Source organism: Asticcacaulis currens, from assembly GCF_028550395.1.
Lineage (GTDB): Bacteria > Pseudomonadota > Alphaproteobacteria > Caulobacterales > Caulobacteraceae > Asticcacaulis > Asticcacaulis currens.
This window is the reverse complement of the sequence record NZ_JAQQKW010000004.1, coordinates 37,290-57,160: the sequence shown is the minus strand read 5'-3', so window position 1 is coordinate 57,160 and position 19,871 is coordinate 37,290. Positions and strand designations below refer to the sequence as shown.

At 59.5% G+C, this 19,871-nt stretch carries 16 protein-coding genes; 10 read left to right on the top strand and 6 right to left on the bottom strand.

The window, feature by feature from the left end; translation table 11 throughout:
• Positions 1-201: 201 nt before the first annotated feature.
• The 7 genes from PQU94_RS07860 (at position 202) to PQU94_RS07830 (ending at position 10,120) form a co-directional block, all read left to right on the top strand.
• Positions 202-3,081, top strand: coding sequence for a TonB-dependent receptor domain-containing protein (locus PQU94_RS07860; protein WP_272740917.1), 2,880 nt, complete (start codon positions 202-204; stop codon positions 3,079-3,081).
• Positions 3,082-3,281: 200 nt separating this feature from the next.
• Positions 3,282-3,830: a gluconokinase gene (locus PQU94_RS07855; protein ID WP_368407064.1), complete on the top strand. Its 549-nt coding sequence runs from the start codon at positions 3,282-3,284 to the stop codon at positions 3,828-3,830.
• Positions 3,831-3,865: 35 nt separating this feature from the next.
• Positions 3,866-6,874 carry a glycosyl hydrolase family 28-related protein gene (locus PQU94_RS07850; protein WP_272741193.1) on the top strand — a complete coding sequence of 1,003 codons (3,009 nt, stop codon included), beginning with the start codon at positions 3,866-3,868 and terminating at the stop codon, positions 6,872-6,874.
• A gap of 2 nt (positions 6,875-6,876) precedes the next feature.
• On the top strand, positions 6,877-8,211 hold the full coding sequence (locus tag PQU94_RS07845) for a gluconate:H+ symporter (RefSeq protein WP_272740916.1): 1,335 nt from the start codon (positions 6,877-6,879) through the stop codon (positions 8,209-8,211).
• A gap of 476 nt (positions 8,212-8,687) precedes the next feature.
• Positions 8,688-9,308, top strand: a complete 621-nt coding sequence (locus PQU94_RS07840) for a DUF433 domain-containing protein (RefSeq protein ID WP_272740915.1) — start codon at positions 8,688-8,690, stop codon at positions 9,306-9,308.
• Positions 9,305-9,682, top strand: coding sequence for a DUF5615 family PIN-like protein (locus tag PQU94_RS07835; protein WP_272740914.1), 378 nt, complete (start codon positions 9,305-9,307; stop codon positions 9,680-9,682). Before PQU94_RS07840 ends, PQU94_RS07835 begins: the two co-directional genes overlap by 4 nt.
• 162 nt (positions 9,683-9,844) lie before the next feature.
• The gene (locus tag PQU94_RS07830) at positions 9,845-10,120 is read left to right on the top strand and encodes an HU family DNA-binding protein (RefSeq protein ID WP_272740913.1); all 276 of its coding nucleotides are present in this window, start codon (positions 9,845-9,847) and stop codon (positions 10,118-10,120) included.
• A gap of 375 nt (positions 10,121-10,495) precedes the next feature.
• Here the strand turns inward: PQU94_RS07830 and PQU94_RS07825 are convergent, their stop codons facing one another.
• Entirely contained in the window at positions 10,496-11,512 is a 1,017-nt protein-coding gene (locus PQU94_RS07825) for a glycoside hydrolase family 43 protein (protein WP_272740912.1), read from the bottom strand.
• A 165-nt stretch (positions 11,513-11,677) separates the two neighbouring features.
• On the opposite strand from PQU94_RS07825, the gene PQU94_RS07820 reads away from it, so the two are divergent.
• Together PQU94_RS07820 and PQU94_RS07815 are read left to right on the top strand one after the other, a co-directional pair.
• Entirely contained in the window at positions 11,678-12,763 is a 1,086-nt protein-coding gene (locus PQU94_RS07820; RefSeq protein ID WP_272740911.1) for a serine hydrolase domain-containing protein, read from the top strand.
• Between the two features lie 14 nt (positions 12,764-12,777).
• Complete coding sequence (locus tag PQU94_RS07815) at positions 12,778-14,223, top strand: S41 family peptidase (protein WP_272740910.1); 1,446 nt, start codon at positions 12,778-12,780, stop codon at positions 14,221-14,223.
• A gap of 37 nt (positions 14,224-14,260) precedes the next feature.
• On the opposite strand, the gene PQU94_RS07810 is transcribed toward PQU94_RS07815, so the two are convergent.
• Complete coding sequence (locus PQU94_RS07810; RefSeq protein WP_272740909.1) at positions 14,261-15,154, bottom strand: LysR family transcriptional regulator; 894 nt, start codon at positions 15,152-15,154, stop codon at positions 14,261-14,263.
• Positions 15,155-15,271: 117 nt separating this feature from the next.
• Between PQU94_RS07810 and PQU94_RS07805 the strand changes: the two genes are divergently transcribed.
• Positions 15,272-15,829: a carboxymuconolactone decarboxylase family protein gene (locus tag PQU94_RS07805; RefSeq protein ID WP_272740908.1), complete on the top strand. Its 558-nt coding sequence runs from the start codon at positions 15,272-15,274 to the stop codon at positions 15,827-15,829.
• Between the two features lie 5 nt (positions 15,830-15,834).
• Here the strand turns inward: PQU94_RS07805 and PQU94_RS07800 are convergent, their stop codons facing one another.
• The 4 genes from PQU94_RS07800 to PQU94_RS07785 all read right to left on the bottom strand — a co-directional run bounded on the left by PQU94_RS07800 (position 15,835) and on the right by PQU94_RS07785 (position 19,871).
• Complete coding sequence (locus PQU94_RS07800; RefSeq protein ID WP_272740907.1) at positions 15,835-16,842, bottom strand: NAD-dependent epimerase/dehydratase family protein; 1,008 nt, start codon at positions 16,840-16,842, stop codon at positions 15,835-15,837.
• The gene (locus PQU94_RS07795; RefSeq protein WP_272740906.1) at positions 16,839-18,236 is read right to left on the bottom strand and encodes a TolC family protein; all 1,398 of its coding nucleotides are present in this window, start codon (positions 18,234-18,236) and stop codon (positions 16,839-16,841) included. Before PQU94_RS07795 ends, PQU94_RS07800 begins: the two co-directional genes overlap by 4 nt.
• Positions 18,233-19,084: an efflux RND transporter periplasmic adaptor subunit gene (locus tag PQU94_RS07790; RefSeq protein WP_272740905.1), complete on the bottom strand. Its 852-nt coding sequence runs from the start codon at positions 19,082-19,084 to the stop codon at positions 18,233-18,235. The genes PQU94_RS07795 and PQU94_RS07790 overlap by 4 nt, the downstream gene beginning before the upstream one ends.
• Before the next feature lie 82 nt (positions 19,085-19,166).
• The gene (locus PQU94_RS07785) at positions 19,167-19,871 is read right to left on the bottom strand and encodes an ABC transporter ATP-binding protein (protein ID WP_272740904.1); all 705 of its coding nucleotides are present in this window, start codon (positions 19,869-19,871) and stop codon (positions 19,167-19,169) included.

The window sequence follows — 19,871 nt, the reverse complement described above, 5'->3', positions numbered from 1 at the left end:
GTCGTTTATCTATCCGCTTCAATGATACCGCTATCAGCCGCCTCAATGTGCTCGAAGAGCGCCCAAAGGCGGTCGATTTTGCACAAAACCACGTGCAAACGTATGCAATTTGCAATGATAGCGCTGACATTGACGCCTCATGTGAAGGGAAAGACACACATGCCTCTTTTCAAGCGCCATATCATCAGCTCGGTTTCCGCTATGGTTCTCGCGACCCTGGCCGCCGGTGCGTTTGCACAGGAAGCCGCACCGGCGAAAGATGCCGAACCCTCCGACGACAGCACCATCGTCGTTACGGCCTCGCGCATTGCTTCGCGCGGCTTTAAGGCGCCTACCCCCACCAGCACCATAGGCGCGCTGGAAATCGCCCAGAATGCGCAGCCCAACGTCTTCACGACCATCGCGCAACTGCCCTCGCTTCAGGGGTCAAGCGGCGTCGCCACCAACACCTTCAGCACCTCCAGCGGTCAGCAGGGTCTGAGCTCGTTCGCGCTACGCGGTCTGGGTGTCAGCCGCACCCTGACGCTTCTCGATGGTCAGCGCGTGGTTCCGGCCAATATCGGTACCGGCGCGGTGGACGTCAGCCTGCTGCCGCAACTGCTGATCAAGCGAGTGGATGTCGTCAATGGCGGGGCCTCGGCCTCATGGGGTTCAGATGCCGTCGGCGGCGTCGTCAACTTTGTCACCGATACCCGCTTCGAAGGCTTCAAGGCCAATATCGCTCTGGGTCAGACCACCTATGGCGACGACAAGCAGGGCGTTATTCAGGTTGCCTTCGGCAAGTCCTTCCTCAATGACCGCTTGCATACGGCGACCGCGCTGGAATATCACCGCGAACAGGGTATCGAAGCCGGTGATTTCGGTGAGAACGCCGCCAATGGACGTACCTGGTACCGCTCATCGACCCTGGTCAATACGGGCATTACCAATAATGGCCTGCCGCAATTCCGGAATGTCGATCACGCCCAGTCTTATACCTACTCCAAATATGGCCTGATCACCGCCGGCCCGCTTCAGGGCATTGCCTTCGACCAGAACGGCAACCCCACCAACTTCGTCTATGGGTCGAACGGCGTGCCGCAAAAGGACGCGGCGGGCACGGTAGCGGGCTGCTATATCGGCTTCTGCGTCGGCGGGGACACCTCGGCGAATGTGGGGATCGGCGCGACGCTTCAGTCGGGCATCAACCGCCAGAACTTCTACAACCGCACCTCCTATGATATCGACGACAATAACGAGGTCTATTTCACCATCAATCTGGCGAAGGTCGGTACGCACAACCAGCCAAACCCCGGCACGACGCAGGCCGGTCTGACGATCCAGTGCGCCAACCCCTATGTGCCGCAGATCATTTCGCAGGCCTGCACCACCAACAACATCACCAGCTTCAAGCTGGGGACGGTGACGCCCTTCCTGCCCAATATCCGCGTCAATACCGAGCGCACACAGGAGCGCTTCGTCGTGGGCGCAAACGGTAAGTTCAACCTGTTCAACACCGACTGGTCGTACAACACCTACTACCAGCACGGTAAGGAAACCTCGGACATCAAGGTCCGCAATCTGCTCCTGAAGGCGCGCTTCACCGCCGCCATCAACGCCGTCCTGCTCAACGGAGCTATTGTCTGCGCCGATCCGGTCGCCCGCGCCAATGGCTGTCAGCCGATCAATGTCATCGGCAACCAGAAGCCCAGCGCCTCGGCCCTCGCCTATCTGCAACCGGCTGTGGGCGCCTTCCAGCACACCATCCAGACGCAGGATGTGGCGAGCTTCAACGTTTCGGGCGAACCCTTCTCGTTGTGGGCCGGGCCGGTTTCGGTGGCCTTCGGCGCCGAATATCGTCGCGAAGCCTATAAGGCCGTCGCCGATCCTTACGGCAACGGATCATCGAGCCCCTATACGGCGGAATATCCGGCCGATCCGCTTCTCAGCACCGGCGGGGGCAACTTCTACGCCGGCAATTATCGCAACGGTCGCGGCAGCTATAACGTCAAGGAAGCCTTCCTCGAATTCAACATTCCGCTGATCAACTCGGAAGCCGCCGGGGTGGTCAATCTGAACACCGCCGGGCGCGCCACCGATTACAGCACCTCCGGACGCGTCAACGCTTGGAAGGTCGGCCTGACGTGGGATACCCCGTTCGACGGTATCCGCGTGCGTACCGTGCAGTCGCAGGACGTGCGGGCACCGAACCTGAACGACCTGTTCGGGCCGATTGTTTCGACCAACCTGCCGAACTTCACCAACCCCTTCACCAACTCGACCCTGACCGTGTCGCAAAATCAGGGCTCGAACCCCAATCTGAAGCCGGAAATCGCCAAGAACCTGTCGTTCGGCGTGGTTCTGGCCAATCCGAAGTGGCTGCCGGGCTTCAACGCCTCGATCGACTATTACAAGATCGAACTGACCGACGCGATTTCGGGCGGACCGAACGCGACCCAGCTGGTGCAATACTGCTTCGACGGATCCGTGCCTTCGGCGTGCAGCACCTTCAACCTGACCGGCGCCAACCCCTACGTTAATGTCGGCAGCATCAATGCGGCCTCGATCAAGACCAGCGGCGTCGATTACGAGTTCAGCTACCGCTATGCACGCCCTCTCGGCCTGCCCGGCGAACTGATCCTGAGAGCGCTGGCCACGAATGTGCGTGACTTCACGACCATTCCGGGCCTGCCGGGCACCATCCCGTCTCAGACCGCCGGCCAGAACTCCGGCGCGACTCCGGACTGGAAAGGTCAGTTCATCCAGACCTACACGACAGAGAAATACACCCTCACCCTGCAAGAGCGCTGGTTCAGCGATGGTGTGATCGGTAATCAGTATGTGGTCTGCCGCAGCGGTTGCCCGGTTTCGACCTCGAACAATCCGACGCTCGACAACAATACGATGAAGGGCGCGACCTATATTGACCTTGGCGGCACCTACAATATCCGCAAGGGTGTCGCGGCCTACTTCAAGGTCGATAACCTGTTCAATGTCGATCCGGAGCCGTCACCGCAGACCAATACCGGTCTCGATGTAAACCCGGCCCTCTATGATACGCTGGGCCGCTTCTACCGCATCGGTCTGCGCCTCAACTTCTAACCGACGATACCGAGGGGCACCGACCTGCAAGGGCTCAAGGTGTCCCTCAACGCTTCCAAGTCATCTCACTTCGCCCGCCGCTCGGCTCTCTAACCCGAGCGGTGCGGGCGGCATGCTTCCCGGACCACGTCCCTCCCGCCCCATCCGGGAAGCATGTTTCCTTTTCCTCGGCGCGCTTCGGCCCGACCCGCGAGGTAATTATGCCAACCCCACACGCTATCGTCGTCATGGGCATCAGCGGGTGCGGCAAGACCACACTCGGCAAAGGGATAGCTCAAGCGTTAGGCTACAACTTCATCGAAGGCGATGACCTTCACCCCCAAGACAATGTCTCAAAGATGTCGGCGGGGATTGCCCTGACCGATGAGGATCGCTGGCCGTGGCTCGAACGTGTAGCCCAAGCGCTGGATCGCGCGTCGCCTGAAAATGGATGCGTGGTCTCGTGTTCAGCCTTGCGTCACTCTTACCGTCAGATGCTGAGATCACGGTGCGGAACACCAATTGTATTTGTGTTTCCGGAGCTTTCACCTGACGTCGCCCGTGCCCGACTTCAGAGACGGCCGAACCATTATATGCCAGCCAGTCTGGTCGACAGTCAGTTCGCGACGTTGGAGCCTCCCGGCCCGGAAGAGAGCGTCCTCCGAATCGACGGCCTGAGGTCCACAGGCGCATGCCTGAGGTATGCGCTGGCAAACCTCTCCCCCCAAACCGCAGATCTCTTAATCCAAACCCCTCAAGCTACTTTATGAAGGTCTTATCCATGGCCCTAAAACGCCTGATAATGATGTGCGTGACGGTATATCTGGTCAGCGTGACTTGCGCAGAGTCCGCCGCCCTTCACGAGTCTGTTTACCGGGTCGCGCCTGAGGACCCCAAGGCTGTGACCGTCCGCGGGGCGGGTGACGGCAGGACCGATGACACCCTGGCCATTCAACAGGCCATAGATACCGCCGCAAACTCAGGTGCCGGGGGTATCGTGTGGTTGCCCAGCGGGCGCTATCGCATCACAAAGAGTTTGCTCATCCCTCCGGCTGTCAGACTGTACGGCGTCGGTGCCAGACGGCCCGTCCTGGTCTTAGGCGATCATACGCCGGGCTTCGACCACGGGGTGGCCACCATGGTCATCTTCACCGGAGCAGATCAATATCAAAGCGGACAGGTACCCGTACCTGTCCCGTCGGCACGTCCCGAGACAGCAATTGTACGAGATGCCAATTCCGGTACCTTTTATTCCGCCCTGTCGAATGTTGATTTCGAGATGGGAAAAGGGAACCCGGCTGCCGCTGGTGTTCGGATGCGGATCGCCCAGCACGCCTTTCTAAGCCATATCGACTTCCATCTCGACTCTGGGTTTGCGGGCATTTACCAGGCCGGCAATGTCGCCGAAGACCTTCATTTTTTTGGCGGCCGTTATGGTATCGTAACAGAGAAGACCTCGCCTGCCTGGCAGTTCACCCTGATTGACGCCACCTTCGAGGGGCAGCGTGACGCGGCCATCCGCGAGCACGAAGTGGACCTCACTCTGATCAATGTCCAGATCAAAGACACGCCCGTCGGTATCGAAATTGACAGAGGGTACAGCGACAGCCTGTGGGGCAAAGACGTTCGATTTGAACGTGTTTCCCAGGCGGCCGTCATTATTAGCAATGAAAACAGCCCCTTCACCCAGATCGGCTTTGACAATGCCCTGGCGGCAAAGGTGCCCGTTTTTGTCCGGTTTCGCGAGTCAGGCAAGATTTTGAACGCGCCGGCGCGTATTTATCGGGTGTCTGAGTTCAGCCACGGCCTCAAGATTGAGGCGCGTGGGCAAATGGGCCGTCTGGCCACTTCATTTACAGCAAAGCGACTGGACAAGATACCTGCCTGGGGCGGCCCGGTGTTGCCCGCCTTGCCGCCCGTCGATCAGTGGACCAATGTCCGAGCGCACGGTGTCGTCGGAGATGGGATTGCCGATGACACGCAGGCGTTACAGCGTGCCATCGACGCCAACCGCGTGGTCTACCTGCCTTCCGGCCATTATCTCGTGAGCGACACGCTGCACCTGCGATCAGACAGCGTCCTGATTGGACTGCACCCCAGTGCAACCCAGATCACGTTGGCAGAGAAGACCCCAGCCTATCAGGGCGTTGGCAACGCGAAGGCCCTGGTCGAAAGCGCGCGTGGCGGGGAGGCTGTCATCAGTGGGGTGGGCCTCTTCACCGGGGGGGTTAACCCCCGGGCGACCGCCCTGATTTGGAGGGCCGGAGAGCGCTCGCTGGTCGAGGATGTCCGAATTCATGGTGGACACGGCACGCTTTTGCCCAGTGGCAAACGGGTCGATTTTTCCAACCCCTCTTTCCGGATGGATGGGCAGTACCCCGGTATCTGGGTGACAGATGGCGGAGGCGGCTACTTCGTCGGAAACTGGACGCCCAACACCATGTCGGACGCCGGCTTTTACGTCAGTAACACCAAAACCCCAGGCCATGTTTATGAGCTTTCCGCTGAACACCATAACCGTCACGAGATCGTATTGGATGGCGTCGAAAACTGGGAGTTTCTGGCGCCACAAACCGAGCAGGAGGTCGTAGATGGCCTCGAGTCGATGTCCCTCGAGGTGCGTAATTCAAAAAACATCCTTTTCGCTAACTATCATGCGTATCGTGTAACCCGCAGCCTCAAGCCGGCGGCCACGGCGGTGAAACTCTTCAACGTTGATAATATCCGCTTCCGTAACATGTCGACCAATGCGGAAAGTGGCTATGCCGCCTGTGATACGGAAGGGTGCGGCACGTATCTGAGGGCCAGCAAGTTTCCCTTTGAAAACGCCATCACCGACGTGACGCACCAGCTTGAGGTCCGTGAGCGTCAATTTGCGGTCCTCGATGTTTCAGCCAACCCGCCGCAGCCTCCGGCGACGCCTCGCCCAAGAGGACTGGAGACCGCGATTGTCGAGAAGCGTGAAGACGGCTTTTATTCCATTAGCGGCGGCACGGTCGACGATAAGGGCAATCTCTACTTTGTCGATCATCACTTCCATCGCATCTATCGATGGTCCCAAACGCGCGGTCTCGAAGTCGTTGCAGATGCGCCTCTGGATCCGGTAAATTTGGCCGTTGACCGCTCCGGGCAGCTCATGGTCCTCTCGTCGGACGGCTCGGACACGTCCGTTTACAGCTTCGATCCGTGGACACCCACTGCCCCGATTACCCGCATTGCGCCAACGCCTGCCGCCGTGCACCCCGATGCCATCATCGCCTTCCCCGGCAATCTGTGGAACAACGGTGAGTTCAGAGATCAGCTGGATCCGGTTACCTATCAGTTTACCACGCTCGCTGAGATGTTCCGCCGTGACATGGGCGTGCCCAAAGCACTGGAATATGTATCGCCCGATGGAAGCCTTGTCCTTCCGGCGTTTCGTGTGCACAGGCAAGGTCCTCCAAATTTCCTCGGATGGAGATTTTCAGACACGCTAGACACTTATGGCTTTGTGACAGGCAGATTGGGTGAACGCATACGGGTCAGCAACGGGTCAGAGGGTCGCATTTATTCCGGGATCCTGGGTCAGGGAGGGACGCTCACTGACCTGAAACCCCTCACCGAGCGTGCCGGTGAAAGCGTCGCCGTAGATGCGCAGGGCCGGATGTTCGTCGCCAACGGGCAGATTTTTGTCTACGGCGCCAACGGCGACCCAATGGGCCGGATCGACACTCCCGAGAGGCCGCTGCAACTGTTGTTTGGCGGACCTGACCGGCAAACCCTATTCATCCTGACACACCACACCCTGTACAGTCTGAGCGTCAAGGGGTTCTGACTATGTCACTGACGCATGATACCCTTGCGATCGTCGTGGTTCTGGTCGCCGTCGCATCCTTGATTGGCCTGATCGCTTGGCTCAAGGTTCAACCGCTTCTCGCCTTCGTGATAGCCTCCCTTCTGGCGGCCCTGATGCTGGGGATGCCCCTCAATAAGATCACGCATTCTATCGAGAGCGGCATAGGCAGTATGGTGGGTTCGCTTGCGGTTCTGCTGGCTTTGGGGGCCATATTCGGGAAAATCATCGCCGATAGTGGGGCGGCGAGGAAAATAGCCAGGGTCCTGATAACGGGGTTCGGTGACCGGCGGATCACCCTCGCCCTGTGCCTGACGGGTTTCATTGTCGGCATACCCCTCTTTTACAACGTGGGCTTTGTCCTTCTGGTGCCGCTGATCTTTTCTGTTGCCCGTCAGTCCGGAGGAGGTCTCGTGTATCTGGCCTTGCCGGTTATGGCGGGTCTATCCATAGCGCATGGGTTCTTGCCGCCGCACCCGTCTCCGACGGCTATCGTGCCGATGTTTGGCGCCGATATGGGCCTGACGCTCATTTACGGTCTTATCGTCGGTGTACCGACCGCGCTGATTGCAGGTCCTGTGTTTGCGCTAAGCGCGCGGGGCATTGTGTCGAACCCCCCACAGCTTTTTGTTGTGGATGAGACCGCCGAAGTCGCATTGCCGTCCACCTCCACCAGTTTTCTCACTGCGCTGTTACCGGTCATCCTCTTAACCGCGTCTACGGGGCTCGGCTATGTGCAGGGCCTGAGCCCAGAGACAAAATCCCTGATTGGCTTTCTCGGCAATCCCATGATCGTTATGCTGATCTCGGTAATGGTCGCACTGGTGACCCTTGGTATCGGTCAGCGCCAACAGCTGAGCGTACTGATGCAGGGCTCCTCCCTGGCCTTGCGCGAAATTGCGCCGATCCTGCTGATTATCGCTGGTGCTGGCGCCCTAAAGCAGATCTTTATCGACGGTGGCCTCAACGAACAGCTTGGCCTGCTGCTCAAAAATCTTCCCATTCCGCCCCTGGTGCTCGGTTGGCTGATCGCCGGCGTAATCCGCCTGTCGCTCGGTTCGGCGACCGTGGCGGGGCTAACAGCGGCAGGGCTCGTCGCGCCCTTGGTTAAGCTTTCCGGCGTCAATCCTAACCTGATGGTTCTGGTGATTGGGGCTGGCAGCCTGATGTTCAGTCATGTCAATGATTCCGGGTTCTGGATGTTCAAGGAGTATTTCGGTCTGTCCGTGAAAGATACGTTGCGAACATGGACCCTAATGGAGGGGCTTGTGGGCATTTTCGGTCTCATCTTTACGCTCTTGCTTAGCCTGTGCGTCTGAACTTCTGACATCGTAGCAGACACCGGGAAGGTGCTGGCCGACCTAAGCGGTCTCGCGCTGCAAATCACCTAGCGTCCACAAGGCGCCGGCGAGAGCAACGGAAATAGCCAGACAGCTCCAGTCAAAAAGCTTTAAGAGGTGTGGCCGTCAAATTCGGTACCCAAACGAAAATCGCGAAAAGGAGGTACATAGGCATCTTGCTGAGTCAGGGATCGATAGCCAACTGAATGCGACGACCGCGCACCAAAGTAAGTCTAATGGCCAAGTGAGGCCAGAAGGGCCAGTCGTATGCGATGAGCGGGCTGGTCCGAAAATAACAAGCGGAAGCGCGGCCTATCATCTGCCCATTAAGACGCCTTAGCTTTATGTATGGGAATGAAAAATGGCAGAGCTGAATTGCCTGTCGATCTTCCCGTTCTATCGGAATTTACTCAGACCTCACTCCATGATAATTATCCTTCCATAGGAGAATAATTATGCCGGCACTGTCCCGAACATTTACCCCTGCCCAGGCCGCTGCCGTTACAGGTGTGGATGTAAAAGCGGTTCACAACGCGATCGACAAGCACATCGTGGTTGCTCAATCCCGGCCCGGCATTGTGAAGTCGAAACGCATACTGTCTGATCTGGCGGTTCTGAAACTCAAACTCTGGAAAGAAGTCGGGGGCGCTTTAAGCCAGGAGCGAAGGCTTGCGCTCTTTGCAGAGATTGAACGCGAGCCAAAAGCGAAGACGGTCAAGGCCGGTGACTACCTCATCGTCGACGTCGCGGCGGCTCGCAAGGAAATCGAGAAAGCCGTGAAGGACCTGACAGAGGCGGAATCGGACGTCACGACAGACCTGGCCGTGTTGGGTGGTGAACCCGTCTTCAAAGACACGCGTATCCCTATACGGCTTGTGGCCACCATGCTGCGCGACGGGGCGTCAGAGGCCGAACTCCTTGAGGGGTATCCGAAACTCAACGCGCGGCGGCTGGAACTGGCACGGGTCTGGGCGGCTGCGCATCCGGCCGTGGGGCGCCCCAAAAAGCTGTCAGAAAAAAGCGGCACCCTTCGGTCCAGCGTGTCGCTTGGAAAGCTGTCGGGCGTGGGCGCGTGAGGTTCCTGATCGACGAGTGTCTGCACACCTCACTGGTAGAGGTGGCGCAGCAGGCCGGCCATCATTGCGATCATGTGAACTGGCTCGGGCTGAGCGGCACGACGGACTGGGACCTCATGCCGCGGATTATCGACGGGGACTGTACCTTCGTCACCAACAACGCGGTCGATTTCCGACGTCTGTACCGCCGAGAATCCCTCCACGCGGGTCTAATTATTATCATTCCGCAGGTCCCACCTGCACGGCAACGCGAGCTCCTGGCGGCCCTATTGACTCACCTTGGTCCTGACGGGCGGCTTGTAAACGAAGTCGTCGAGATTGTGATCGACGGCGATGAGGTGAGGCTCGAGGTTTACGACCTGCCTGAAGACTGAGTACCCTCATAAACCAGAGCTCGATGACCTCGTGGCTACTTGTCTCCCTGCGCACCATCATCATTAAAGGCCCATGGGTTCTTACGGTGGATACCTGACCAAGGGTATTGCCAATGCCTGTCCGGGAAGGCAAGTCAGAGACTTTCAATCGGAGACAGATCCATGAATACCTCTGACCTCATCGACAAAATCGCAACCGAACACGGCGTGACCAAGACGGCGGCCAAGGCCATCGTTGACACGGTATTTGGCAGCATCGTGGAAGCGGCCGTTCTGGGGCAGGAAGTCAACTTTCCGAGCTTCGGCAAATTCAGGGTCCAGGATAAGCCCGCACGCGAAGGGCGAAACCCCTCGACGGGCGCTACCATCCAGATCGCCGCCTCAAAGAAGCTGGTCTTCCAACCGGGCAAGGCGGTTAAGGATCGCCTGAACGCGTAGACCCGCGCTCCAAACGGCAAAAGCCCCGGGATAACCCCCGGGGCTCATAAGAGCCGTCGATTGCGGGGTCTCTCAAATGCACATCGACCCGATCCTGTGGTTTGCGAATTTATCGTTGGAACCGCAAACCCGGCTCCACCACACACGATTGATAGTTCGCGAAGTGACGGTCTATCTCGTTGCCAGCCACATAGTTTGAGTCGAGCGTCATCCGAAGCTCGATCAATGAAGTGAGTAACCGCACACATCTGCCGCGGCTTGGTTCCCACCTCCAAGGGCTCGGTTTCGGATCCGATTTCACAATCGCGTCGCCCCCGCACTCGATGACCGACAGAAAGCTAAAACCGCAAAGGCGGGTTGCGAGGATCACACTGCCTATTTTTGTCGCGGCACAGAGACGCCTTCGGTCGTGTGGACGATCGGCTTAATCGTACCGTCGGCATTGTAATAGAGATGCTCGACCGCAACGGCCCGACGACCCAGCCCGCCCTTTTCGCCGTTCAGCGTCAGCTTGCCATTATGGTAGAAGAAGTACGGTTGCCCCTTGAACTCAACAATGGCCGGATGGATGGTGAAGCTGTTTTCAGCAGGCCCGCTGATCTCACCGCGATAGGTCCACGGCCCGGTTATGGAAGGCGCGGTCGCGTAAGAGATCAACTCGTCGTTAGACACCGCCTTATCCATCGACGCATAGGTGAGGTAGTAGGTCTGACCGTGTTTGTGGATCCAGGGCCCCTCAACATATTTCGGCAGCGGAATTTGCTGAATCGGGCCGTCCAGCTCGGTCATGTTGGGCTTTAAGCGGGCGTAATAGCAGTTGGCATTGCCCCAGATCAGCCACGCCGTGCCGTCGTCTTCGATATAAACGGTGGGGTCGATATCGTCCCAGGTGTGCGGCCCTTGTGGCGTCATGTCATTGCTGATCAGGGCGGAGCCGCGCGCATCGACAAAGGGGCCGGTGGGGCTGTCGGAGACGGCGACGCCTATGGCCTTGCCCGGATGGGTTTTGTCGTGTTCGACTGCGGCATAGAGCCAGAACTTGCCATTGCGTTCCACGACCTGTGACGCCCAGGAATCGCGGATCGCCCATTTGAAATCCGTGGCCTTCATGATCGGCCCGTGCGCCTGCCAGGTCTTCATGTCCCTGGTGGAATAGACCAGCCACTCACGCATGGTGAACATCTCATCGCCCGTCGCCTGATCATGGCCGACATAGAGGTAGAGGGTGTCCTTGACCACCAGAGCCGCAGGATCGGCGGTAAAGGCGTCAGTAAACAACGGATTGCCGCCCTTGGGCGCGGCCTGTGCGGCCCCCGAAAATGCCATAGTGCAAACCGCTATGGCAGACACGCCCGCCACCGCGCACGCCCGCACCCATCCTGACCGGATCATGATAAACCTCCCATATCTGTTTAGGGCAGTGTGGCACCGATATTTGTCTGAGTAAACCGTCTTCCATACAGCCCCCTAATAGCGGCTCCCGTATCAAAGTTCTCTGGACTCTTCATCGGAATGCCCCTCCTATGCGTACATAAGACAGACAGGGGGAGCCAGATCATGCGCGCAGCGAAACGTGGCTCCGGCCGGGGTCTTTCCCTTTGCCTTTCTCTGATGGCTGAGCTGTTGGCCCTGCCCGCGTGCGCGCAAACACCGCTCAAAGCCATCGTCACTGCGGAAAATGCCACGGGGCGTTTTAACGGCATTGTGGTGGCCTCGGTAGAGGGACAGCCCACCGAAGCCATCCCCGCCGGCCGGCTTTCAAAAACCCGCAAGGCCGCGACTTTGGACACGCCGTGGCGACTGGCCTCGATCAGCAAGCAGATTACCGCCGTGCTGGTGATGATGTCAGTCGAACGCAAGGAGGTGTCACTCGACACACCCTTGAAAGCGGTCTTGCCGGAATTTGCCGACCTTCCGTCCGGAAACGTCACCGTTAAAGCGCTCCTGCGGCATCAGTCGGGCCTGCCTGACCCCTCCGAAACGCCGGCCAATGCCGATGGCGTGGCGCAATTCTACACCCACGACAAGGCCGATCACGGGTTTTGCCGCGGGCCGTTGCGCGCCGACCCGGAGGCCTTCCACTACAATAATTGCGACTATTATCTGCTGTCGGATGTGCTGGAAAAGGTGACGGGACGCCCCTTCGCGCAGCTTCTCGAAGAGCGGATCAGCGGGCCACTGGGCTTGAAAACCCTGCGTCTTTACCAGCCGGGCGATCGCGAGCCCTTCACCGCAGTCGATAGCGACGGCGCGCCGGAGCCGGTCCTGTCCCTGTCGGTTTATGAGGCGGCGGCTGGCATAAAGGGCTCGGCACGTGATCTGATGCGCTTTGATACGGCGCTCATGTCCGGACGCCTGCTGTCGCGTGACAGCCTGAAAGCGCTGTGGGAAGGAGAACCGTCGCTCGGCTATGTGGCGCTGGGGGCGTGGGCCTATACGGTCAAGCCCACGGGCTGCGCCCAGCCTATGACGGTCGTCGAACGACGCGGTGCGGTCGGCAATGTGCAGACGCTCAACCTCATCTGGCCGGAGCGGCAGGGGGTCATCATCGCCTTCAGCCGCACCGCCGCCACCGACTGGGGACAGCTTTGGCAGGATAAGGGGTTCATGCGGGACTTAGTCGTCGCCGCCTGGTGCCGCTAACAGGGAGACACAAGATGCATAGACGAACCCTTCTCACCGCCCTGGCGGCCAGTGCCACCTTGTCCGGCCGGGCGTGGTCGAGAGCCGCCCGCTCCGAGGACATGACGGTGTTCCGGGCGGCGATGGCTATTCATCCGGGGCTGTTGCGGTACAACACGCCCGCTGAAATCGCCGGGCGCCTTGATGCCGTAGAGCGCGCCTATGAGGCAACCCCTTCGAGCGAAAGCCGTTATCTGATCCTGTCACGCTTCCTCTCCTCGCTCAATTGCGGCCACAGCTACTGCAACTTTTTCAATCAGAAGACGGCCGAGGTCACGACCCTGTTCGACCGCCCGACCCGCCTGCCCTTCTACTTCGAGTGGCTGGGCGACGAGATGATCGTGCGGCAGGACTTTAGCGGCACCGATAAGCTGAGCCCCGGTACGCGCGTGACGTCCGTCAACGGGCTGCCGGCGGCGCAGATGCTGGCGCGCCTGTTGCCGGTTAGCCGGGCCGATGGCCACAACGGCGGCAAGCGCCGCTCTCTCCTGAGCGTACAGGGGACGGAAACCATTGAGTTTTTCGACGTCTTTCAGGGGCTATTGTGCCCGCCGTCCGGGGACACTCACCGGCTTGACGTCGTCTGGCCGGATGGTCGCGCCGGACAGGTCGAGGTGCCGGTGATGACGCTGAAGGCGCGTCAGGCGACGATCACCCGCGTGCCCGAAGACAGCCCCGACCCGCGCTGGACGTGGACGATGCGCGACGACGGTATCGCCGTGCTCGACATGCCCGGCTGGGCCATGTGGAACAGCCCGTGGAAGTGGGAAGAATGGCTGGAAGACCGTCTCGACAGCCTGAGCGGCGCGCGCGGGCTGATCATGGATATACGCGGCAATGAAGGGGGCGATGACTGTGGCAACCCGCTGCTGCGTCGCCTGATCGACCGACCGACCCAGGCCATCAACTTCGTGGAAAAGGTCCGCTTTGAAACCGTACCGGACGTATTGGCACCCCACGTTTCGACGTGGGACGAAGGCTTTAAAACCATTGGAGTCGGCGGGCGTAAACTGGACGACGGGTTCATAGAACGCCCCGCCAGAGACACGGTGCCCGCACTTTTACCCTCGGCCAAAAAGCTGCGTGTGCCTGTGGCCGCCCTGATCGGGCCCGCCAACAGCTCCGCCACCTTCGGCTTTATCTATTCGGCGCGCCAGACGGGCCGCATTAAACTGTTCGGCCGCCAGACCGGCGGCAATCTCAGAGGCATCAATGGCGGCGGCTTCTTTTTCACTCAGCTACCGCAGAGCGGCATCGAATTCGACCTGCCGCTGGTTGGCTATTTCGCCCCTACCCCGCAACCGGACAAGGGCATAGACCCGGACGTCTTTGTCGCCCCGACCGCGCAGGATATTGCGCTCGGACGCGATACGGCGATGGACGCTGCCGCCGCGTGGATCCGCACTCAGCCGAAAGCCTGAGGTCGCAGATAACAGAGGGCATTGAGATATTCCGGCCTTAGCTCAGGCGCGATCTGAGAAAGTCTATCATCACCCGCACCTTGTTCGGCAGATAGGCGCGGCTGGGGTAGATGGCCCACGCGCCCGTATCGAACGTGGTCGGGGTCGGACGATGGTCGGGGAAAAGATCGACCAGACGCCCGGCGCGCAGATCGTCAGCGATCAGAAAACCGGACAACAGGGCCGGACCGCCGCCTGAGAGCACGGCAGCGCGCAAGGCCAGAGGGGTAGAGATGACCACATCCCCGTCCACCGACACTTCTTCGAGCGCATCGTGCGCATCCCTGAACTTCCATGTCGAGCGAAAGGCGCGCAACCCCAGAAGCAGGCACCGGTGGGTGAGCAGGTCGCGCGGCTCGGCGATGGGCGCGGCACGCGCAATATAGTCGGGGCTTGCCACCACATGATAGCGGGTTGAAAAAAGCCGGGTGGCGACCAGATCGCCCTCAATCGCCGGGGCCAGCCGGATAGCCAGATCCATGCGCTCCTGAACAAGGTCCAGATTGGCGTCGGTGAAGACACAGTCGAGCTTGAGGCCCGGATAGAGGGCGCAAAATTCGCCAACCAGAGGCGCAATCTGCTGCACTCCGAAAGCCACCGAAGCCGTCAGCCGCAAAACCCCTCTGGGTTCGGCATTGACGTTGGAAGCCTCGGCGGCCGCCCGGCGCATCTCATCCAGCAGGGGTTCGATGCGCGCCAGATAGAGCGCCCCCGCCTCGGTCAGGCTGAGCGAGCGGGTCGTGCGCTGAAAGAGGCGGACATTCAGCTCCGCCTCCAGCCCCGCAATTACGCGCGAAACGGTCGAAGGGTCGAGCAACCGTTCTTTCGCGACGGCGGCAAAGCCTCCGGCGTGAGCAACGGCAACAAAGAGGTCGAGCGCCTGCGTGTCCATTCATGCAAAATACGCATGAGTATCATGCCTGTCTATGAATTTATTGCGGATTTAACGGCGCATATAAGGTGATCACGGAGCACCACTCCCGACGCCTCACGAGACAGGACCCCTACCATGACCCTCTTTACCGTTCATTCGATCGACTCCGCGCCGGCCGGTTCAAAGGCGCGCCTTGAAGCCGTACACAAGGCCTGGGGCTTCACGCCGAAACTGCAAGGGACGCTGGCCGAAAGTCCGCTGGCTCTGTCGGCCTATGACGGGCTGTTTACCGCAGTCGCCGCCGAAACAACCTTCAGCCCGGCAGAGCTTCAGCTCGTCTATCTAACCGTCAGCGTGCTGCACGCCTGCGAATACTGCACCATGGGTCACACCTGGCTGGCGCGTAACGCCCATCTGGACGAAGGTGTCATCCAGGCTCTGCGTAACCGTGCGCCGGTCACCGACGCCAGACTACAGGCCTTGCGCCTCTTTACCGAAACCGTGGTGCGCGAACGCGGCTTTGCCGGAGATGCGGCGGTGGACGCCTTCCTGGCGGCGGGCTTTACAAAGGCGCAGGTGCTGGAGGTCGTTACGATCATCGCGGTGAAAACCATCTCCAACTACACCAATCACCTGACCCATACGCCCAAGGAAGGGTTTATGAGCGACCCGGCCCTCGCCTGGACAGCCTGAGCGGTTCAGGCCTTGCCGGAGAGAGCCCGTGCGGCGGCCGTGACCGCGTCTCTGGCGCTGTTCAAGGTCAGTCCGGTCAACTCTGTGGTCAGGCGGCTGTCGGCCACGGGGTAGCGACCGAGATCGGGCCTGAGCGTGGCGAGCGATTTGTCGAACAGCGACAGGACGCGCGTCACGCTGAGCGGCAATGTCTGCGTCGGAATGCGCTTCGCGTTTTGCGGCAGGACCGTGCGCAGGAACTGGCCCATTTCAGACAGGGAGAGGGTATCGGCCGCGGCCAGCAGGCGGTGCCCTCCGACCGGTGCGGTCATCGCTTTCACGTGCAAGGCCGCCACGTCACGCACATCGACGATGGGAAAGGCCACCGGCGGCACGGCGGGGTACTTGCCCTGAATCAGCATCGACACGACGTCGAGCGATGTGCCCCAATGCGCATCCAGCGGCGGGCCCAGCACCAGACCGGGATTGATGGCCGTCAGGGCCTGACGGCGACCAACCTGGTCCATATAGGTCCAGGCCGCCTGCTCGGCGCGGGTCTTGGCGACGACGTAAGGGGTGTTGAGCGACCATTCGGGATCGGACCAGTCTTCGGGGCCGAAGGTGAAGCGGCGTTGCGCGCGCGGCGCATACATCATGGCGGCAATCGACGAAGTCATGCAGATGCGTTCCGCTCCGCTGGCGGCTTTCAGAACGCGCAGCGCGCCATCGCGAGCGGCGGGCACCAGAGCTTCGCGGTCAGTGGGCTGCACCAGCGGAAAGGGTGCGGCGACATGATGCACAAAGCGGCAGTCGCGCGCCGCCTCGTCCCAGCCCTCATCGCGTTCCAGATCGAGGGTGACAAAACTCAGACGATCGAGCGGCAGACCCTGCGCCCGAAGGGCCACGCGCACCTCTTCGGCGCGCGATGGGCTGCGCACGGTGCCCCGCACCGTGAACCCCTCGGCCAGAAGCTGCGCCGCCAGATGCTTGGCGATAAAGCCACCGATGCCGGTGACAAGTACTGTGTCCGTCATTGTTTTAATCCCTGTACCTTAGCGTAATTGTAAGCAGAAGAGGTTGAAAGCGCCGACTGAGGACCCAAGACCCTCTGAAGGCGTACGAAGGCCACATGGGCCTGTTCCTGTTCCTGTATTATCGCCATCTGACGGGACAGACGCTTTAGCTCGCCTTCAGTCACAATGTCATCGGACACGAGTCCTGCTCTTTGGCGGCTTTGGTCGATTTGAAGAGCGCGCACACTCATGGCAAGGGCTTTCTCACTGGCAAGGCCCTGTTTGTACGCGCCTTCGTATTCTGCCACGGCGAGCTGGCTGTCTTCGAGCGCTTCGGTCAACGCCGCGTGATAGGACGCTATCGCCGATTTCTTATAGGAGGCCGCAGTTGCAACATCGGCATCTATTCGCCCGCGATCAAAAATGGGCGAAAGAAGCTGCGCCGAGAGGCTTTGTATGGGGTTGGCACTCAATCTGAGTCCGTTGGACCCATCCTGCAACCCCAGGAAGCCCGACAGACTCACTCGCGGCCAGCGTGCAGCGAGAGCTATCTGGTGGTTTGTTTCTTCACGGGCGACCTCGGACGCGGCAGCTCTCACCTTGGGATTAAATGCAAGTCGGTCGAGGGGCAGCGCCGCGACCGCGGCGGGCGCCGGCACTGGAGGCAGGGCCTTGGGCCGCAACGCATCATTGAGTTGATCTCTGGAATATCCTGTCAGGGCTTCAATTTGGACCAGGGTAGCTTGACGCTGGGCCTGCAATCCTTCGAGTGCATTCTGTTCCGCTGCAAGGTTGGCTTCGAGATCTTGCGATCGTCCTCCCCTAACGAGCCCGGACTGTAGGCGGGCGGTTTCGCGTTGAACCTGACGCAAACGGAGATTAACGATTTGAATTTGCAAGTCGATTTTTCCGTCTAGGGCGCGTAGTGCGATCAACCTCTGGGTAAGGTCCGCCAACAGACTAAAGGCCGATGATTCATATAGAGCCGCATCACGGTCTCGGGCGTAACCGGCGCGGGCTTCTTCTAGGGAGAGGCGTTGACGGACATCAATCTCCCAGCGTGCCTCCAAACCGGCTCGCCCCAGACTAGCGTCGGTATTGGAACCAATTTGATCGTTCCCGGAGTAGCCTGTTATCAGGCCATCAACACTCAGCTGACGCCGCGCCCGCTGAGCTTTTATTATCGAAGAACCCGCTTCAACACGCGCCCTTATTGCCTTAAGATTTGGATTGTCGTTCAAAACGTGCTGCGCGAGGCAGATCAGACCAGGATCCGCAAACTCCGACCAAAGAGTTTGATACGTGGCGACGGCAGCGGGCTGCTGGTCTATACATGCAGGCGAGGCTGCTGGGGGTTCCGCTGCGAATACGGGTGTTGCAGCGGACAGGCTAAACAGGAAGACGACGGCCCTCATTTCGGCGTTCCTTCAGAGGGACTTCCTATGAAGACGTCCATTTGCTGGCCGACAAAATCCGTGCGCGTGTCCTCCGGGAGGGCATAAACGACTTGTGCAACCCGGGTGTCGACGCGCGGCGAAGCTGATGTCAGATTTTGCTTTGGTCGAACATACGGCTCGCTTCGGACAAAGCTTAGAGGATACTTCCTTGCATCCCCCCTAAACGTGGCATAGGCGGAGGTTCCTGTTGACAGCCGAGTGAGAAACTCTTCATCCACCTCGGCTCTCACATGAAGACGTGAGACGTCGCCCAAGGAAATCAAGACCTGATTAGAAGGCGAGCCGACAAATTCACCCGGTCTTACGTTCAACTCCAGGATTCGTCCAGGGATGGGGGCAGTCAGCGTCAAGCGGGACTTCGTCGTGCGAGCCGCCTCGAGGGTTGCCTGCGCTTCTTTCACACGCGCATCGGCGAGTTTCAGAGCGTACTGGCGTTGCTCGGTTTCTTCAGCTGAGACGGCCGCCGTGTCATCGACGTTAGAGATCCTTTTATAGAGTGCAAGCGCATCTGCAGCCTGAATCCGTGCACTGTCTACTACGGCTTGCCTGCGCGCAATCTCTGCATCAATATCGCGCTGGTCAAGGGCAAGTAAGACCTCTCCCTCAGTGACGTCCTGACCGACCTTGACGTTTAGGGACCGAACGATCCCCGGCAACTCGACACCAAGTTGAATAATCTCGCTTCGCGGTTCAACAACACCTACAGCTGCCAGCGCACCTTCGGCGGGAGACCGAGGCGGTGGGGTTGCTGGAATTCGTGCCGCTTCCACGGGCTTAAAAAACACGGTGAAGATTGCAAATCCCATCCCAAGTACCGCTAGCGCGGGAAGGATCAAGTTTGACGGCTTAAGCGTCCACGTCTTGGCTTTCGACGAACCCGCCGTAGTACTATTCCTTATGAATGAAGGCATCGGGCGCATGGTCGCCGATGAGGCGACCATCGCTCATTTCGAGAATACGATCGGCGTGAGAGTAGATCCGATTGTCATGGGTGACGACGATCACACCGCGCTCAGGTGTACTGGCGATCTGCCTTAAAATGTCCATAACGCCCTTACCCGATGCGGCATCCAGAGCTGCTGTAGGTTCATCACAGACAATCAGACGAGGTGAGTGGACAAGGGCTCTGGCGATCGCGACGCGCTGCTGCTGTCCACCTGATAGCTGGCGTGGGAGCTTGTTTACATGGTCGCTCATTCCGACCGCGTCGAGAAGCTCGCAGGCTCGCTGAGAGGCCTTCTGCATCGACAGACCTGACGCCATCAGCGGCATACCCGCATTTTCAGCCGCCGTGAGTGCCGGTAGAAGATTATACTGCTGAAAGATAAAGCCTATATTCTTGCGTCGGAACATTACCTTTTTGCGATCATTCATCTGCGTCAGTGAATGTCCGAGAAGTTCGATTTCGCCGGCAGAGGCCGATAAAATCCCCGATAGAATAGATATGAGCGTGGTTTTCCCGCAGCCGGAAGGCCCCACAAGCATTGTCAATTCGCCAAGCCTGATATCTGTACTTACATCGTGAAGGACCTGCACCTGGCCATCTCCAGCGGCAAAGCTTTTCGAGACATGTCTAAGTGAAACGTCTGACAT

Coding starts and splice junctions, on each gene's coding strand:
- PQU94_RS07860 (WP_272740917.1), top strand. CDS start 202: ATGGTTCTCGCGACCCTGGCCGCCGGTGCGTTTGCACAGGAAGCCGCA.
- PQU94_RS07855 (WP_368407064.1), top strand. CDS start 3,282: ATGCCAACCCCACACGCTATCGTCGTCATGGGCATCAGCGGGTGCGGC.
- PQU94_RS07850 (WP_272741193.1), top strand. CDS start 3,866: ATGTGCGTGACGGTATATCTGGTCAGCGTGACTTGCGCAGAGTCCGCC.
- PQU94_RS07845 (WP_272740916.1), top strand. CDS start 6,877: ATGTCACTGACGCATGATACCCTTGCGATCGTCGTGGTTCTGGTCGCC.
- PQU94_RS07840 (WP_272740915.1), top strand. CDS start 8,688: ATGCCGGCACTGTCCCGAACATTTACCCCTGCCCAGGCCGCTGCCGTT.
- PQU94_RS07830 (WP_272740913.1), top strand. CDS start 9,845: ATGAATACCTCTGACCTCATCGACAAAATCGCAACCGAACACGGCGTG.
- PQU94_RS07825 (WP_272740912.1), bottom strand. CDS start 11,512: ATGATCCGGTCAGGATGGGTGCGGGCGTGCGCGGTGGCGGGCGTGTCT.
- PQU94_RS07820 (WP_272740911.1), top strand. CDS start 11,678: ATGCGCGCAGCGAAACGTGGCTCCGGCCGGGGTCTTTCCCTTTGCCTT.
- PQU94_RS07815 (WP_272740910.1), top strand. CDS start 12,778: ATGCATAGACGAACCCTTCTCACCGCCCTGGCGGCCAGTGCCACCTTG.
- PQU94_RS07810 (WP_272740909.1), bottom strand. CDS start 15,154: ATGGACACGCAGGCGCTCGACCTCTTTGTTGCCGTTGCTCACGCCGGA.
- PQU94_RS07805 (WP_272740908.1), top strand. CDS start 15,272: ATGACCCTCTTTACCGTTCATTCGATCGACTCCGCGCCGGCCGGTTCA.
- PQU94_RS07800 (WP_272740907.1), bottom strand. CDS start 16,842: ATGACGGACACAGTACTTGTCACCGGCATCGGTGGCTTTATCGCCAAG.
- PQU94_RS07795 (WP_272740906.1), bottom strand. CDS start 18,236: ATGAGGGCCGTCGTCTTCCTGTTTAGCCTGTCCGCTGCAACACCCGTA.
- PQU94_RS07790 (WP_272740905.1), bottom strand. CDS start 19,084: ATGGGATTTGCAATCTTCACCGTGTTTTTTAAGCCCGTGGAAGCGGCA.
- PQU94_RS07785 (WP_272740904.1), bottom strand. CDS start 19,871: ATGTCAGACGTTTCACTTAGACATGTCTCGAAAAGCTTTGCCGCTGGA.